This is a genomic window from Sorangium sp. So ce296 (assembly GCF_051529605.1).
Taxonomy (GTDB): domain Bacteria; phylum Myxococcota_A; class Polyangia; order Polyangiales; family Polyangiaceae; genus Sorangium; species Sorangium cellulosum_D.
This window is the reverse complement of sequence record NZ_CP150325.1, coordinates 9,218,002-9,234,300: the sequence shown is the minus strand read 5'-3', so window position 1 is coordinate 9,234,300 and position 16,299 is coordinate 9,218,002. Positions and strand designations below refer to the sequence as shown.

General features: G+C 70.2%; 10 protein-coding genes. 4 read left to right on the top strand and 6 right to left on the bottom strand.

All coding sequences use genetic code 11. The features are described 5' to 3' along the window. Positions 1–7: 7 nt before the first annotated feature. Positions 8–1,240, bottom strand: coding sequence for a serine/threonine-protein kinase (locus tag WME98_RS34200; RefSeq protein ID WP_437945879.1), 1,233 nt, complete (start codon positions 1,238–1,240; stop codon positions 8–10). Positions 1,241–2,408: 1,168 nt separating this feature from the next. Between WME98_RS34200 and WME98_RS34195 the strand changes: the two genes are divergently transcribed. Then, complete coding sequence (locus WME98_RS34195; RefSeq protein ID WP_437945878.1) at positions 2,409–3,713, top strand: peptidylglycine alpha-amidating monooxygenase; 1,305 nt, start codon at positions 2,409–2,411, stop codon at positions 3,711–3,713. 243 nt (positions 3,714–3,956) lie between these two features. Here WME98_RS34195 and smpB read toward each other — a convergent pair whose 3' ends face one another. The 5 genes from smpB to WME98_RS34170 all read right to left on the bottom strand — a co-directional run bounded on the left by smpB (position 3,957) and on the right by WME98_RS34170 (position 9,583). Next, positions 3,957–4,445, bottom strand: a complete 489-nt coding sequence (gene smpB / locus WME98_RS34190) for an SsrA-binding protein SmpB (RefSeq protein WP_061624061.1) — start codon at positions 4,443–4,445, stop codon at positions 3,957–3,959. A 158-nt stretch (positions 4,446–4,603) separates the two neighbouring features. Continuing rightward, positions 4,604–6,193 carry an FAD-dependent oxidoreductase gene (locus WME98_RS34185; RefSeq protein ID WP_437945877.1) on the bottom strand — a complete coding sequence of 530 codons (1,590 nt, stop codon included), beginning with the start codon at positions 6,191–6,193 and terminating at the stop codon, positions 4,604–4,606. Then, on the bottom strand, positions 6,190–7,548 hold the full coding sequence (locus tag WME98_RS34180) for an acetoacetate decarboxylase family protein (RefSeq protein WP_437945876.1): 1,359 nt from the start codon (positions 7,546–7,548) through the stop codon (positions 6,190–6,192). The genes WME98_RS34185 and WME98_RS34180 overlap by 4 nt, the downstream gene beginning before the upstream one ends. Before the next feature lie 109 nt (positions 7,549–7,657). Next, positions 7,658–8,869, bottom strand: coding sequence for a saccharopine dehydrogenase family protein (locus WME98_RS34175; protein ID WP_437945875.1), 1,212 nt, complete (start codon positions 8,867–8,869; stop codon positions 7,658–7,660). Between the two features lie 261 nt (positions 8,870–9,130). Beyond that, on the bottom strand, positions 9,131–9,583 hold the full coding sequence (locus tag WME98_RS34170) for a hypothetical protein (protein ID WP_437945874.1): 453 nt from the start codon (positions 9,581–9,583) through the stop codon (positions 9,131–9,133). A 603-nt stretch (positions 9,584–10,186) separates the two neighbouring features. Here WME98_RS34170 and WME98_RS34165 point away from each other — a divergent pair. The 3 genes from WME98_RS34165 to WME98_RS34155 all read left to right on the top strand — a co-directional run bounded on the left by WME98_RS34165 (position 10,187) and on the right by WME98_RS34155 (position 16,168). Beyond that, on the top strand, positions 10,187–11,587 hold the full coding sequence (locus WME98_RS34165; RefSeq protein ID WP_437945873.1) for a spondin domain-containing protein: 1,401 nt from the start codon (positions 10,187–10,189) through the stop codon (positions 11,585–11,587). 225 nt (positions 11,588–11,812) lie between these two features. Further along, on the top strand, positions 11,813–13,147 hold the full coding sequence (locus WME98_RS34160; protein WP_437945872.1) for a serpin family protein: 1,335 nt from the start codon (positions 11,813–11,815) through the stop codon (positions 13,145–13,147). A 237-nt stretch (positions 13,148–13,384) separates the two neighbouring features. After that, the gene (locus WME98_RS34155) at positions 13,385–16,168 is read left to right on the top strand and encodes a hypothetical protein (protein WP_437945871.1); all 2,784 of its coding nucleotides are present in this window, start codon (positions 13,385–13,387) and stop codon (positions 16,166–16,168) included. Positions 16,169–16,299 lie beyond the last annotated feature (131 nt).

Here is a 16,299-nt window from a genome sequence, read left to right as displayed (position 1 = left end):
CCACCGCTCAGTGGCGCGTCCTGAGCAGATCGCGTTCGGTGGGCGCGCTCCGCGCGCTCGTCGCGCGGTCGCCGCGGGGAGCGCGCGAGCTCCGCGGCGCCGGGCGGGGGTCGGCCGGGCGCGCGGCCTGCGCGGCGGCGGGGCGCGGCGCGGCCGTGGCCGCGGAGGCCTCCTCGGTCGCCGAGGCGGCGCCCCCCGCGGTCGCGGCGTCCCCCGATCGCGCGGCCGTGCGCGGGCTCGCCTGGGCGGCGATGCGCGCCTGCGCGGCGCGGACGATGGCCCCGGCGCGCGCGTCGACGCTCGCCGCCCGCAGCGCGCCGGGGACCTGGACCTGCGCCCACAGCGCGCCGGTCGACAGCACGACGCCGAGCGCCACGACGAGGCCGGCCGCGAGGCCCAGCTTGCCCCGGCGCGCGGGCTCGGCGCGCGCCGGCGCCGCCGACGCGCCGACCGCGGCCTCGTAGGCGGCGACCATGGCCTCGATCGAGGGGAACCGCTCCGTCGGATCCAGGGCGAAGGCGCGCGCGAACCAGCCCGAGAGCGCCGGCGGCGCCGCCGGGCACAGCGACGACCGCGGCGGCGGCGCGCTGGCCAGGATCGAGGCGAGCACGTCGCTCATGGTCTGGCCCGGGAAGGGCAGCTCGCCCGTGAGCGCCTCGTACGAGACGACCGCGAGCGCCCACATGTCCGAGTGCGCGCTCGTGTCCCCGTCGCATGCGTGCTCCGGGCTCAGGTACGCCGGCGTGCCCAGCACCACGCCGTCGGCGGTCCGACGGGGGAAATCGGCTGGCAGGTCCTTCCGGATCCACTTCGCGATGCCGAAGTCCGCGACCTTGGCGCGCACCTCGCCGCTCCGCTCCTCCTCGAGCAGCACGTTCGTCGGCTTGACGTCGCGGTGCACGATGCCGAGGCCGTGCGCGACCGAGAGGGCCTCTCCGATCTGGCCGAGGAGCGGGGCGAGCTCCGCCGGGGACATCGGGCCCCGCTCCTGCATGAGCTGCCTCAGCGACTGGCCTCGAACGTAGCCCATGACGAGGTACGGACCCGCCTCGGGATCGCTCCCGACGTCGCGCACGGCGACGACGTGGTCGGTCTTCTGCGCCAGCTGCGCCGCGACCTGGGCCTCGAACCGGAAGCGCTCCAGCGCGGTGCCAGCCTGGCTCTCGCGCTGGACGGTGAGGAGCTTGAGCGCGACGTCGATGCGCAGGGCCCTGTCGTGCGCGAGCCACACCTCGCCCATGGCGCCGCGTCCGATCAGCCGCAGGAGCTTGTACCGCCCGGCGACGACCTGGTTGCGCCGGGGGTCCTGCGCGACGTCGCCCCGCCCGGCTGCGGAAGAGGCGGGGCCGGCGTCGCCGGAGCGGCCGGCGCGCGCCAGAGCGGCACGCGCGCTGATCGGGGGATTGGCGTCAGATTGTCCAGCGGAAGCCGATGCTTGCCACACGAGCGGTACCCTCCGTGCCGTCGCCGTGTCCAAGCTCGTTGACGCGCTGATGCGACAACGCTCCTGGCCACCGAGACCGGGGCATGTCGGCTACGATACCACCGGGAAGGCGAAACTGGAATCAGGAATGGTGGAAGCGCCTCGCTCGGGAGTCGCCGGATCCACCATCATGTGCGCAAGGGTGGTGAGTGGGCGCATGATGGCGGCGACCTCGCCCAGGTCGGAACGTGATCTTGTCGGCCGTGGTGGACGACCTCGATGGTGTTTCCGTCGGCATCGCGCGCGAGCGCAGCGGAGCGGCCAGGGCGGCATGGGCGCTCGCCGGGAGGGCCGGGTGCGCGAGGAGGGGAAGCACAAGGGGGCCCGATCCCTTCGACGACGAAGGACGATTTCCTTGATCGCGCTTTGATCCCTTTGGGGATTCCGCGACGGCGACAGACTTTACGCCGACTTCATTTCCGCTCGCGCGTCGCTCATGGCTCGTAGTGCCGAGCAGCTGATCTCCGGCGGCAGCGCGGCCTTCTCGTGACCGCCAGCGGGAGCTCGCCACGTGGAGAGCAGCTCGATTCCGGCTGCGCGATACGTGGCGGCGCGCTCGCGGTAGAGAACACGCGATCCGGGGGGCGGCGTCCTCATCACCCGGTTGGACGGGCGCCTCCTGGCGCGCGAGCGCCTCGATACCCTCCGCGTGAGCGCACCGTTGAACGATCTCAGAGCGGGCGGGCACTCACCGAAGGAGCACCGACGCCAGGTCGCCGGCCCGTCCGTAGACCTGGGTCGCCGGTGCTCTCACGCGCCAAGTCTCCCGCTGTTCTCGGGAGCTCGCGGCGCGCGTTCTTCTTCCACCCAATTCGACGGCGTCTTTCGGAATCTCGGTCTTCGACCGCCCTTTCAAAAAGCTGCAGTTCAGCGCTCGATACCCTCGAACGCCCATTCAGGTCGCACTTTTTCCCGAGGAGCTCGCATGAATCGTAGTCGTTATTTGTTCTCGGCGCTGTCCTTCCTATCCGCTCTCGTGGTCGTCGCGTGCAGCGACGCCGAGAAGGGCAGCAGCGGCTCATCCGGCTCCGGTCCGGAGAACGGCAACGCGGAAGCGCTGCCGTGCGACGTCGACAAGATCCTCTCCACGAAGTGCCAGACCTGTCACGGGGCGTCCCCGAAGTTCGGCGCGCCGTTCCCGCTGGTCGATCGGAGCGATCTGGTCGCGCCCGCGGTGAGCGATCCCAACAAGAAGGTCTACGAGCTCGTCGCCGCACGCGCCCGCGACACCGCGCGCCCCATGCCTCCGCCCCCAACCGAGCGCCTGACCGCCGCGGAGCTCGCGATCTTCGATCAATGGATCGCCGCCGGCATGCCGGCCGGTAAAGACACGTGCGTCGACCCGGGCGGCGGCGGAACCATCGACCCTCCGACCCTGAGCTGCACACCGGATGTCCTGCTAGCGCCGTCCGCGCCGTACGTCATGCCGAAGGACGTCCAGGACCAGTATATGTGTTATGGGGTCGATGTAGAGATCGGCCAGAAACGACACCTCGTCGGGATCGCACCCCAGATCGACAACAGCACCATTGTACACCATATCCTGCTCTTCAAGGCGGATGAGGCGTCTCCCTCGACGCCCACGCCCTGTGAGGGGGGCGACATCCAGGGGGCTCTTTTGTCCGTCTGGGCGCCCGGCGGCGAGGCCACGGAGCTGCCGCTAGAGGCGGGCTTCCCGCTGGAAGGCACGGCACACTTCGTAGTCCAGGTGCACTACAGCAACATCAAGGGCCTCGACGGGCAGCAAGACAGCACCGGCTTCAACGTCTGCACGACGACGGAGCTCCGCCCCAACGACGCCGGCATCTTCTCGTTCGGCACAGAAGACATCAACATCCCGCCTCACGGCTCGCTCGACGTGAGCTGCGATTACCAGTTCCCGCGGGATATGGGGGCGATTTCGGTGATCAGTGTTATGCCGCACATGCACAATCTCGGCAAGCACCTGTCGAGCAACACGGTGCCCACGGACGGCAGCGAGCCGAGCAACCTGGGGCTCGCCGATCCGTGGAACTTCGACAACCAGATCTGGTACGACAACGATACCATCCTTCGAGGCGGCGACACCGTGAGGACGCGTTGCGCGTGGGACAACCCGGGCAACAGGGCCGTGGAATTCGGGGAGCGGACGGTGGATGAGATGTGTTATAATTTCGTGATGTACTATCCGTCTCAAGAGATAGAGTTGACTACTCCGACGGACGACGCGTCCTGTGTGACGACAAAATAGACCAGCTCGTGCAAGACGCGCGGCCTGTGCCCAAGCGGAGGCGCCCGCCGTTCGGTGAGAGCGCTCGTAAGCCTGGCGAACAGGAGCACCGCGCGCGCCGCCGGGCGCCTTCGAGGGTCTCTTCGATCCGCGCGCCACCCCGAACGGCCGCGTCGATCGCTTCGCTTTCAGCGAGCGGATAGGACAAGCAAACGCGTTCCGCGGCGGGAAAGACTATGCACGAGCGCCAGGGCCAAAGGAGCGTCACGCGCGTCCGTACCGTCGCTGTCCGTGCACCACCACGGCGCGCGCCTCGCGCTCGGCGTCTTGCGTCTTGATGGCCTCGCGCTTGTCGTAGATCTTCTTCCCCCTCGCCAGCGCGATCTCGACCTTGGCGAAGCCGCTCTTGAAGTAGAGCCGGGTAGCGATGGCGGTCATCCCCTCACGGGCGATCGAGTGGTCGATGCGCTCGATCTCGCGCCGGTGGAGCAGGAGCTTGCGCGCGCCCTTCGGCAAGTGGCCGAAGGCGGCGCCGGCCATCGCGGCGATGCTCACGCCGTGCAAGAACGCCTCTCCCCGCAGGACCGTGCAGAACGAGTCGGTCAAGTCGGCCTTGCCGTCGCGGAGCATCTTCACCTCGCTCCCCTTGAGGACGATCCCCGCCTCGAACCGGTCACCGAGATCATAATCGAAGCCTGCGCGCTTGTTGCGCGCGATGAGAACCTCGCCCGGCCTGACCTTCTCCTTCGGCACGAAGGGATCTTAGCACGACGCTGCCGTCCCCCCGACCGTGGAGCCGCGCGAGCCACCCTGCCCGGCTGCATCGAGCAGCGATGCACGCACCGTCGCTTCGCGCGCCCCCGGAGGCGCCTCAGCTCCAGAGGCTGCGCGCTCTTCCGCTGGGGGGCGCATCACGCGCGACCCGCGCGCCTGGAGGGGAGCTGATACGAGCGGAGATTCAGCGGCAAGAGCCCGCGCATGACACGGCAAGCCGCGCGGACAGCAGCCACGGTGCGCTCAGGCGGGTGCGGATCGAGCGGAGCGGGGACCCGTTCCGGGGAGAGGCCGAGCGACGGCACGATCGCCCGGGCCGCGAGGACACCTGTCAGGCACGCGCGCTCGAGGAACATCGCCGGCGATCCGCACGCAACGCCGTCACCGCAGCGCGCGACGTTCGGCAGCGCGGTGATCACCGCGGGGAGCCGCGCCATCTCGCCGACGCGCAGCGCGACCTGGGTCGGCGGATTGCGCTGCACATGGGCATGCACGATCTCGCCCGGGATCTCGGGCCAGATCCGCCGTACCATCGCCTTGATTCGCTGCGCCAGGGCCGCGTCCTCCACCGTCTGCGCGCCCACAGCCAGGTCTCCGTAAAGGTGCGCTTCGAGGACGCCTCCTCCCGTGCGAGCGTGCCAGGTGCGGAATGGCTCCTGGAGCCGATGCAGCCAGAAGAAGTTCCTCGCCACAGAATCGACCAGCAGCCCGGAGGGCGCGCGCTCCGGCCGCGGAGCGCCCGCGAGCCACAGCCGCACCACGACGCTCGGGAGCCCGGCCGGCCGAGGGGTCCCCGGGGCTGCAGCGAGCGGCGTCCCCGCAAGGAGCCGCTCCTGCCCGGCGGGATCGAGCGCGACCACCACCGCGCTGGCCGGGAGCGTCTCGGCCCCTCGCCGCGTGTCGATGGTCACTCCGGTCGCGCGCCGCCCCTCGATCCGCAACCCCGTCGCGCGCGCGCCGAGCAGCACCTCGCCGCCTCGCCCGCGGATCGCAGCGAGGAGCGGCGAGATCACGCACTGCTCTGAGTCGGCGGCGAAGACATCGAATTGCGAATCGCGCCGGTCGTTCACCAGATAAAGGTGAATCCCGGTGAAGAGCGCGGCGAGGCTGATCGCGTGCGTCTCCTCGAAGTAAATCGAGTGCGAGAAGGACTCGAAGAGCTGCCGGAACGAAAGTGGCCAGTCCGCGATCATCGTCGCCACGCTCGCGTGATCGTACGCGGCGACGTCGTCGGGCGAGGCGAGGTCGAACGCGAGAGCGTGAGAAAGGCACCCCAGCATGCGCGCGAACGCGACCGGACCCGCCGTGAGCGTGTCGTAAGCGAATGGCGGGGAGAACCAGGGGCGGAACTGCGCAAGCGGTGCCGGCACGCGCGAGCCGCGCACGGACGCGCCGATGTCGACGGCCGCGACGCCGTTGGGCGAGTCGACGATGAGCTCCTGCGTTCCAGCGTCGACCAGCCGCCGATCGAGGCCGTGATCGGCGAGGAGGCGGCGCAGGTTGCGATACTGCCGCCACACGCCGTGGAGCCCGTGCTCGACGGGGAACTGCATCGCCGTGCCGCGCCATCGGACATCCACGGTGTCCAGCGTGGCCAGGCGCCCGCCGGCGACATCGCCGGCCTCGACCAGCACGACGGGGGCGCCCGCCTCCGCCAGCCGGATCGCCGCCGTGAGCCCGGCCAGCCCCGCGCCTACCACGACGACCCGCGACGATGTCCCCGTCACGGCCGGACTTCGGCAGGCGACGCGGTCGGCGCCGAGGTGGGGCTGTACTGCGCGACGATCTCTCCCTCGTTCAGTACGAAGCTCACGTCCATCTCCACGCCCGCGGCCGCCTCCACGACCGGCATGTTACCCGGCGCGAGAAGGTAGATGGGGTCGACCGTCGAGGGCCCGATCTCGAACCGCGCCGCGGAGAGGAGCACCGCCCGGGAGACACGCACGTCGTGGAGAGGCGTGCGCCACACCCGCGATACGCACGAACGGTCGCCCGCGGGGGTCGGGATGACCTGGTGCGTATAAAAGGGCAGCTCGAAGACGTTGCTCATCCCCAGCGCCGCTCCCCGCGCGCCCAGCGCGGCAGCCTTGTCCGCCACCGCGCGAGCCACGTGGTCGACGAAGGACTCGTGTTTCGCAGCCGCATGCCACGTCCCACGCACGAGCTCGATCGGGTGGACGTTCCCGGCCGTCTCTCCTGGAGCGAGGCCGGGCCGACGCACCTCCGTGCCGTCGCTGCCGATGGCGATCTCCGCTAGCTTCTTCGGAAACCCATACATCTCGCGCCCGGTGACCATCATCACGTCGCTCGAGATATAGATGGTGTTGATAAAGAGCCCTACCTCGCTCATCCGCGCGTGCTCACGCACGAAGCAGCCGATGACGAGCTCCCGGTAGGGGTAAACCGCGCCCGTGGGATCCGAGGAGGAGAACGCCGACGAGTAATCCATCACGCCCCATAGCGCCTTGCCCTCGAGGCCGGGGAGGACTCCCAGGCAGGGAGGGATATCCGCGCCGAGCCAGCCCGGATCGACGTCGACGAGGAAGAGACGCGCGCGCAGCGCCAGCGAAAAAGGGGGCGGCAGGCAGAGCGGATGCGCGCTCGGCATGCCCAGGGGAGACGACCTGAAGCGATCCCGCGGGGGCGCGACCCGATCGAGCGGAGCAGGCCGCGGCGCGCGCGCGAGGCGGCATGTCCCGAAGTCGTAGACCAGCTCTTGCACGTCGTCGGCGCCGTGGAAGGTCTGCACGACGAGGCGCGTCTGCTCGGAGCGCTCGATGACGCGGAGGTCGAGGTCGGGGCGATCGAACGGCCCGGCGTCGACCGGGTTATAATAGATCTGGAAAGCGCCGTGCGCATCGGTGATGCCGCGGCCGAGGAAATCGCCCCTCAGGGCGTCGCGATCCCACAGCTCCAGCTCTACCCCCGCGAGCGGCTCGCTCGTCGCGGCGAGGACGAGCTTGCCGACGGTCTTGTGGCTGCGCGAGCTTGTCTGCGGACGGGGGAGCCCCTCCAGTATCCGCTCGTGCAGCTTTCTTGGTTGTTGTTGTTGAGAGGCGACTTCGTCCTTTTTGTCTGCCATGGATGACTCTCAGGGCAAGAGGCGAGAATGACAGGTACATGTTGCCATCATGGCGGTCAAGCGAAAGGGGGCAAGCGTGTAGCCGCCGCTCGGGCTCGCACGCGCGGGCTCATTCCGCTCGGTACGTCTCGCCCGCCGCGCGCAGGCGCTCAATGAGCTTCGTCCCCATGGCGACCGCGGGCGTGAGGACGCCCCCGTGCGCCGGCAGGTCGTCCTGGGCCAGCGACAGCGCCGCCTCCCCGAGCATGATCGCCGTTCCGCCGTACCCGGGGTCGTGGCTCCCGGCGACCACGCCGGTGAGCTTCTTTCCGGCCGCGCTCCTCGCATGGATCTCGAGGCGAAACCGCCCACGTTCGCGCTGCTCTCGACTCGGCCCCTCGCCCGGCGCCGGGAGGAGTCGCCCGAGCAGCGCTCGCCCCGGCGGGAAGACGGCCAGCGCGCTCGCGCCCCCGAGCGCCGCGCTGATCCCCGCCGCCCTCGCGAGCCCTGCGACGCCCTCGCCGGTGCTGATGGCCTCGTCGTACCGGAAGTCGCGACCGTAGGCGTGTCCCAGGAGCGCGTTCGAGCGCCGCACGACGCGCGTGTTGATGGCCGCCATGATGAACGGAGCCGTCCAGCCCCCGCTGCCTGCGTCGCGTCCGGGAGCCTTGAAGTCGCGGCAATCCGGGCCGCGCGGGCTGCCCTCCGGATCGAGCGCGTACGGATCGATGAGCGCGCGCCACACGGCCGGATCGCCGATGTTCTCGAAGATGGACATCAGGGTCGCGACCGAGCCGCCGCTCAGGCCGCCCGGGGTCTTCAGGATCACGCGGCCGTGCGCCTCGGCGAGCCGATCGCCCTGCGCGGCGAGGTGCTCGTGGAGCATGAGCACGCCGAGATCCGACGGAATCGAGTCGAACCCACAGCAATGCACGATGCGCGCCCCCGTGGCCTCCGCGCGGGCGTGGTGGGCCTCGATCATCCGGCGGATCCAGTGCGTCTCGCCGGTGATATCGCAGTATGACGTGCCCGCCTCGACGCAAGCGGCGACCAGCTGATCGCCGTACTTCGCGTAGGGCCCGGCCGTGCTGCACACGACCCGCGCCCGGCGGGCGATGTCGTCCATGGCGCCGCGATCGAGGCTGTCGCCGACGAGGATGGGGAGAGCCTCCGCGGCGGGATCGAGGGCGGCGAGCCCGCTCCGGACGTGCTCGAGCCGGTGCCGTCTCCTCCCCGCCAAGGCCCAGCGCACGCCTGGGCGCCGCGCCACGAGGTACTCCGCGACCAGCCGACCGGTGAAGCCGGTGGCACCGAAGAGGACGAGGTCGAGTTCCTTGGTCATGCGCGCCAATCTGGAGCAGAGCGCTGGTTGCCGGTGTGCCGCCGCGCGAAGCGCGGTCGGGTACCAGCGGTTCGTCGGGCGGCATCGTGGGCTTCGGCCTTATGGGTCAACGCATATGCGCGGCACGACGTCATGGGCACCGTGCAGGCATGTTGCAGTTGCACACGGGCAGGGTCTCGCGATACGGCCCTTGGGGCAGTATCGGCTCTGCGCTGCAAGACCCAGATGCTGTCCGGGCGAGGTGGGGAGCGACGTCGGAGCTTACTTGGTCATCGCTGCCGGGTCCGCAGGCCCTGTCTCGCCTGTGTCCTGCACCGACTGAATCACAATCCCGGCATTGGGAACGTACTTATACACCAGCTTCTTGTTGCAACCCGTCACCCCATACAACGACGAGCTGATGATCTTCACGTCGATTTGGTTGGCAGGGCAGGACAGCTCGAATGCCACCCGGTCCCTCAGAGAAGCCCAGCTGCCGCCTTCGAGCGTCATCACATCGCTCTTCCCGCAGCCGGAGACGATCTCCGAGTACGTCGTGTTCGGCTGAATCGTGAGCTGATCCTCGCTACAGCCCAGCGACATCGCAGCCTTCGGCTTGGAAGACGGCCACCCGCACCCCGGCGCGGCCACGACGATGGTCGATGTCGCAAGCGATAACAACGGCAGCCGCGAGGCTAAGACACGAAGCGCACGCCCAAGAAACGCTCGTCCCATACGAGGCCTATAGCAGCTCCCTGAATCGCGTGTCAACGATTCAATGGCAGGGCGAGCGCGTCAATCCGCGCAAGCATGCATGTGACGGTGCGCGCGAGAGCTCGCTCCTCGGCCGCCGATTCCGGGTGAGCTCGGAGCTCGCGGGGCTCGGTCCGAGCGCGATGCTCGTCCTCGTCGCCGCGGTCGTCGCCCCAGGGCCAGCCGCCGCGTCGACGGCCGCGAGCTCCGTTCCGAAGGCGGGCAGGAGCCGGTCGACGTGGTGCTCGACCCGGTGCCCTCGCGACGGCCACCACCCAACGCGTCGCCTGGTCCCCCAAGGGCTGCGAGGCGAGCGCGCCGGCGGCCACCTGCCGCGCCGAAAAATTCCTCCCGAGCACGATCGACCAGGCACGCGCGAACATCGCGAAACCGACCCGCCCCCCATCGCGTAGCACCATCGAACGACGCGCCCGGGCCATCACAGGCCGAGGCGGGCGCCATGCAGGCGCCCGCGGCCGCTCCGGTCTCCGCGGCGTGCTGGAGGAGCGCCCGCTGCCACGCGGCTCGCCGCGGCGGGGGCGATCCAGGTCGCGTCACCTCAATCACCGCTTCTGGAGGATGTTCATGAAGATTCGGAATCGCGCGCTGTCGGCCCTGCCCCTCGTCCTCACCCTCGCCGCTGCTTGCGGCGACGGCGATGGCGGCGACACCACCGGCGCCGGTGGCATGGGCGGGGGAGGCGCGGGCGGGGATGCGGTCACGAGCTTCGAGATCACCCTCGAAAACGTGACGCCCGCGCGGGACTACCGGGTCGCCGGCGTGTTCGACACCCCCGTCGGCGAGAGCATGCCCGGCCCGCTCTTCCCCGAAAAGAGCTTCGAATTCCGCGTCGGCGCCCTGCCCGGCGACAGGCTGTCGTTCACGACCATGTTCGGTCAATCCAACGATCTGTTCTATGCGCCCGACGGCGCCGGGATCGCGCTCTACGACGAGAAAGGCGCCCCGGTGAGCGGCGACGTGACCGACCAGGTCCTCCTGTGGGACGCGGGCACCGAGGCCAACGAGGAGCCGGGCGCCGGGCCGAACCAGGCGCCCCGGCAGAGCGGCCCCAACACGGGCGCTCCGGACCCGGACAACACGGTGCGGCTGGTCGACGATGACTATACCTACCCGCCGGTCGAGGAGGTCATCCAGGTGACGGTGACGCCGGAGCCAGGCAATGAGTTCACGATCCGGATCACCAACATGTCAAAGGCGGGGACGCTGATGCCCGAGGGCGGGGAGCCGGCCGCCGTGCCGCTGTCGCCGGGGCTCTTCGTGGTGCACACGATGGACAACCCGCTGTTCACCGTCGGACAGGCGTACCCCGACAACGGCCTGGAGGCGCAGGCCGAGGACGGGAACCCGACGATGCTGCACGAGGGAGCCATGCCCCGCGCGGGGCTGACCTCGCCGGTGGCGCCTGGCGTCGCGGTGGTCCACGGGTCCGGAGCGCCCCTGTTCATGTCGGGCGAGGCGGACCGGGGCAAGGGCCTCGAAATGCTGGCCGAGGACGGGAACCCGACCGCGCTCGCGGCGTCGCTGGAAGACGAGGTCGGGGGCGAGAGCGGGATCTCGTCGGTGCTGGTCTACAACACGCCCGTGGGCGCCTCGATGCCGGGGCCGCTGCTGCCCGGCGCGAAGCTCAGCTTCACGGTGACCGCGCGGCCCGGCGAGCGGCTGAGCTTCGCGTCCATGCTCGGGCAATCGAACGATCTGTTCTTCGCGCCGAGCGCGCAGGGGATCGCGCTGTTCGACGCGAGCGGCGAGCCGGTGAGCGGCGATGTCTCCGACCAGGTCACGATCTGGGACGCGGGCACCGAGGCCAACCAGTGGCCCGGCGTGGGCCCCGACCAGGCGCCGCGCCAGGCCGGGCCGCAGATGGGCGCCGACGATCCCACGGACCAGGTGCGCCCCGTCGACGACGGGTATGCGTATCCCGCGTCGAACCAGATGCTGAAGGTGACCATCACCCCGGCGCGGTAGCGGGAGCGCGAGCCTCGACCCCGCCGACGCGACGTCCGACGAGGTAGCGCTCGGCGGCCCGGGCGAAGCATCCTGTGCCAGAACGGGCCAGCGCTTCTCCGGATGTCAGGGAGCGGAAGGCCCGGAGCGCAGCGGCCCGGTCGCCCCGCGCGCATCGCCCCGGAAACCCACGCGCCCGCGATCGCGGGCCGGCGCGGCACGGCCGATGCTGGGCAGGGCGGCATCATGCGAACCCTCCGAACCTTCGCTCCGCTCTTCGCCCTGTCTCTGGCCGCGATCCTCGGCTGCGAGGCGTCCACCGAGCCCAACCCGACCCCCGAACCCGGGGGCGAGGGGTGCCGCGACGCCGATACGGCCGGGTGCGTGGTCGCCTCGGACAAACAGCGCATCTCGACCCCGGACGTCCCTGCGGAGGACAAGACCGCGCTCGTCTCTGGCAACTCCGCGTTCGCGCTCGACCTCTACCAGGAGCTCCGCCAGGAGCCCGGCAACGTCTTCTACTCGCCCTACAGCATCTCGACGGCGCTCGCGATGACCTGGGCCGGCGCGAAGGGCGAGACCGAGACGGCCATGGCCGACACGCTGCGCTTCGGCCTCGGGCAGGACAAGCTCCACCCGGCGTTCAACTGGATCGACCAGGAGCTCGAGAGCCGCGGTCAGGGCGCCCAGGGCGCCGATGGCGAAGGCTTCCGCCTCAACGTCGTGAACGCGCTCTGGGGGCAGATCGGCTACGGGTTCGAGGCGCCCTTCCTGGACACGCTCGCGCTGAACTACGGCGCCGGAATGCGCGTCGTGGACTTCGTGGGCCACAAGCAGGAAGCGGTCGATCTCATCAACGGCTGGGTCAGCGACCAGACCGAGGGCAAGATCGAAAAGCTGGTGCCCATCGACGCGATCACCCTCGAGACGGTGCTGGTCCTCACGAACGCCATCTACTTCAACGCGGCGTGGCGCACCCCCTTCGAGCCCACCGCGACGGCGGATGGGCCGTTCGAGAAGGCCGATGGAACCGAGGTGACGGTGCCCCTGATGCACGCCAGCCTGGAGATGCCGTACGCCGAGGGCGAGGGCTACAAGGCGGTCGCGATGCCCTACGACGGGGACGAGCTGTCGATGGTGCTCGTCCTGCCGGCCAAGGGCACCCTCGACGCGTTCGAGGCGTCGCTCGACGCGGCGAAGGTCGACGGCATCGTCGGCGCGATGAGCGAGCACCTGGTCGAGACCACGATGCCCAAGTTCAAGTTCGAGTACGAGCTGAGCCTCAAGAAGACGCTGGAGGCGATGGGGATGGAGATCGCGTTCACGTCCGGGGTCGCGGACTTCACCGGCATCAACGCCGAGGGACAGCCCTACATCCAGGACGTCCTCCACAAGGCGTTCGTCGGCGTGAACGAGGCCGGCACCGAGGCGGCGGCCGCGACCGCGGTCATCGTCGGCGACGAGTCGGCGCCCGTGCCGGCGTCGCTCGCGCTCGTGAATCCCTTCCTGTTCCTCATCCGCGACAACGCGACGGGCAGCATCCTGTTCGTCGGCCGCGTCGCCGATCCCAGCGCGAGCTGACCCGAAGGGCCCCGCGCCGGGCGCGTCCGCGCGCCAGGCGCCGGGCGCCCGCGATGGCGAACCGCCGCCATCATGGCTCCACCAGCGCGCGCGCCGCTCGACCTGCCCGCGCCCCCGCCGGCGCGGGGGCCCGCGGCCCGGACCCCGGGGCGCGGCCGCGCCGCCTCTCATAGCATCGCGTCCGTCACATCCTCCGCGGGCCGGGTCTGCCTCAGCGACACCCGAAAGGAGACCCGTATGAGACGCGCAGCGCCGATCCTCCTGTCCATCACGACCCTGGGCACCGCCATGGCCCTCGCCGCGTGCGAGGCCGCCGACGTCGAGCCGCCCGCCCCCCTCGCCGAGGCCCCCGCGCCGCTCCAGGCCGTGGCGCCGTTCTCGGTCGTCATCGCCTCCGATCCGCAATACTGGTGGAGCGAGGACGACCTCGTGGGCGAGGACGCCGCGGAGGCCCATCTCTCCTCGGCGGACATCAAGGCCCTGGGCAACAAGACCAACCGGGATCAGGTCAAGGCGATCAACGCGCTCGTCAAGGGCGCGACGCCCCCAGGCTACAGCGCGCCAAGCGCCGTCGTCGTCAACGGCGATCTCACCTCGTTCGCCCGCCCCGACCAGTGGGCCGCGTACGAGGATCAGTATGAAGACGACCTCCTGGTCGACGTCTTCCCGGGGCTGGGGAACCACGACTACGGGAGCAACGTGCACGACAGCTGCGGCGCATCGGCGCAGGACATCGCCGAGGCCTGCGGCTATTGCGCGGCGAGCCCCGGCTGCGACCTGTGCGAGCTCGTCGGCGCCTGCGATTGCGACAAGGGGTGCGCCGAGTGCGACCGGATGACCGGCGAGGGATCCAACTACTGCGGCAACGAGTCGCGGCGGTGGATGGAGCGCTGGATCAAGAAGCACCGCGGCCAGCTCGAGGCGTACGATCCGGGCAGCGTGGCCTACTCGTTCGTGAAGAACGGGATCCGCTTCATCCAGCTCCACAATCACCCCACCTACGAGGAGCCCGACTTCCACATCTCGAAGTCGATCGACTTCCTCCGGAACGAGCTCGCCGACGCGGTGGGCGAAGGGCAGCGCGCCGTCATCAACATGCACGATTTCGGCGACGACATGTCGACCACGGACGCGGAGTTCATCGGCGCCATCACCGGCTTCGAATACAACGTCCTCGGCATCTTCTCGGGGCACATCCACAGCCAGGCCGGCCACAGGGGGAACATCGCCGTGAACGGCGTCCAGATCCCGTGGTTTCGCACCGGCTCCGCGACGTACAGCTACTTCCTGCTCGTCCAGTTCGACGGCGACAGCATGGATGTGAGCGCCGTCCATAGCGAGGGCGGCGTCCCCGCGCAGGTCACGGCGTACACGACCTCGGACTGCGACCGTTACGGCGTGGGCAACTGCGCCAACGTCAAGGCGCCGTCGCACCACCCCTACCCCGTCAACCCTTGCCCGGGAGGCACCCAGCCCGACGTCGCGCCGGGCTCGGCGTCGAGCTACCGCTGCGCGGTGGTGTCGGCGCAGCGGATCACCGACGGCCACACCGAGGACAAGGCCGAAAAGGACGATCATTTCGGCCGGGCGTTGGCCACGGCGGACTTCAATGGAGACGGCTACGCCGACCTGGCCGTGGGCGCGCCCTACGAGGACATCAACGGCGCGGACGACGCGGGCGCCGTCAACGTGATTTACGGATCGACCCTCGGGCTGACGAGCGGCGGAGACCAGCTGTGGCACCAGGACTCGCCGGGCGTGGTGGGCAGCGCCGAGAATGACGATCGCTTCGGCTATGCCCTGGCGGCCGGCGACTTCAACGGCGACGGCTTCGACGATCTCGCGATCGGCGCGCCCGGCGAGGACATCGGCGGCGACGACGACGGCGGCTCGGTCTACATCCTCTACGGCTCTGCGTCCGGGCTCACGAGCGCCGGCAATCAGGGCTGGGACCAGGACAGCCCGAACGTGGCCGGCGGCGTCGAGGGCGGCGATCACTTCGGCTGGTCCCTGGCCACCGGCGACTTCAACGGCGACGGCTACGCCGACCTGGCGATCGGCGCGCCCGACGAGGACGTGGACGGTCACGACGACGGCGGCGCGGTGCACGTCTTCCGCGGTACGGCGGCGGGCCTGTCGGCCGCCGGCGATCCGATGTTCCACGAGAACAGCCCGAACGTGGCCGGCAGCGTCGAGGAAGGGGATCGCTTCGGCTGGTCGCTGGCGGCCGGCGACTTCAACGGCGACGGCAAGGCCGATCTCGCGATCGGCGCGCCCTACGAGGATCTCGCCGGTCACGGCGGCGCCGGCGCGGTGCACGTCTTCCGCGGCACGGCGGCGGGCCTGTCGGCCGTCGGCGATCCGATGTTCCACCAGGACAGCCCGAACGTCGCCGACGCCGTGGAGGACGGCGATCACTTCGGCTACGCGCTCGCCTCGGGCGATTTCGACGGCGACGGCAAGGCCGACCTCGCGATCGGCGTGCCGCACGAGGATTTCGCCGGGCACGGCGGCGGCGGCGTGGTGCACGTCTTCCGCGGCACCGCATCGGGTCTCGCCGCCGCGGGGGATCCGCTGCTGAGCCAGAACAGCCCGAACGTGGGCAGCAGCGTCGCGGACGGCGATCACTTCGGCTGGGCCCTGGCGTCGGGGGACTTCGACGGCGACGGCAAGGCCGACCTGGCGGTCGGCGCGCCGCACGAGGACATCGACGGCCACGACGACGCCGGGGTGACGCACCTCTTCCGCGGCACCGCCACGGGCCTGTCGACCCTCGGCGACCCGGCGTACACGCAGGACAGCCCGGGCGTGGAGGGCAGCCTGGAGGACGATGACCGCTCCGGGTACGCGCTGGCCTCCGGCGACTTCGACGGCGACGGCAAGGCCGACCTGGCCATCGGCGCGCCCGGCGAGGACATCTCGCGCGGCGGCGACGACAACGACGGCCACGTCAACGTCCTGTATGGCTCGAGCGCCGGCGTGGTGGCCGACCGCGATCAGGTCTGGCACCAGGCCTGGTGAAGGGCCCGGCGTGAGGCGGTGAGGCCGCCTCCTCACGCCCCCGCCCGCGAGCAGTGGTCGAATTCGAACATGAAGGCGGGGAGGCGGGACGAAAACCTTAATGATCTTCGCGCCTTCCCGCCTTCATGTGG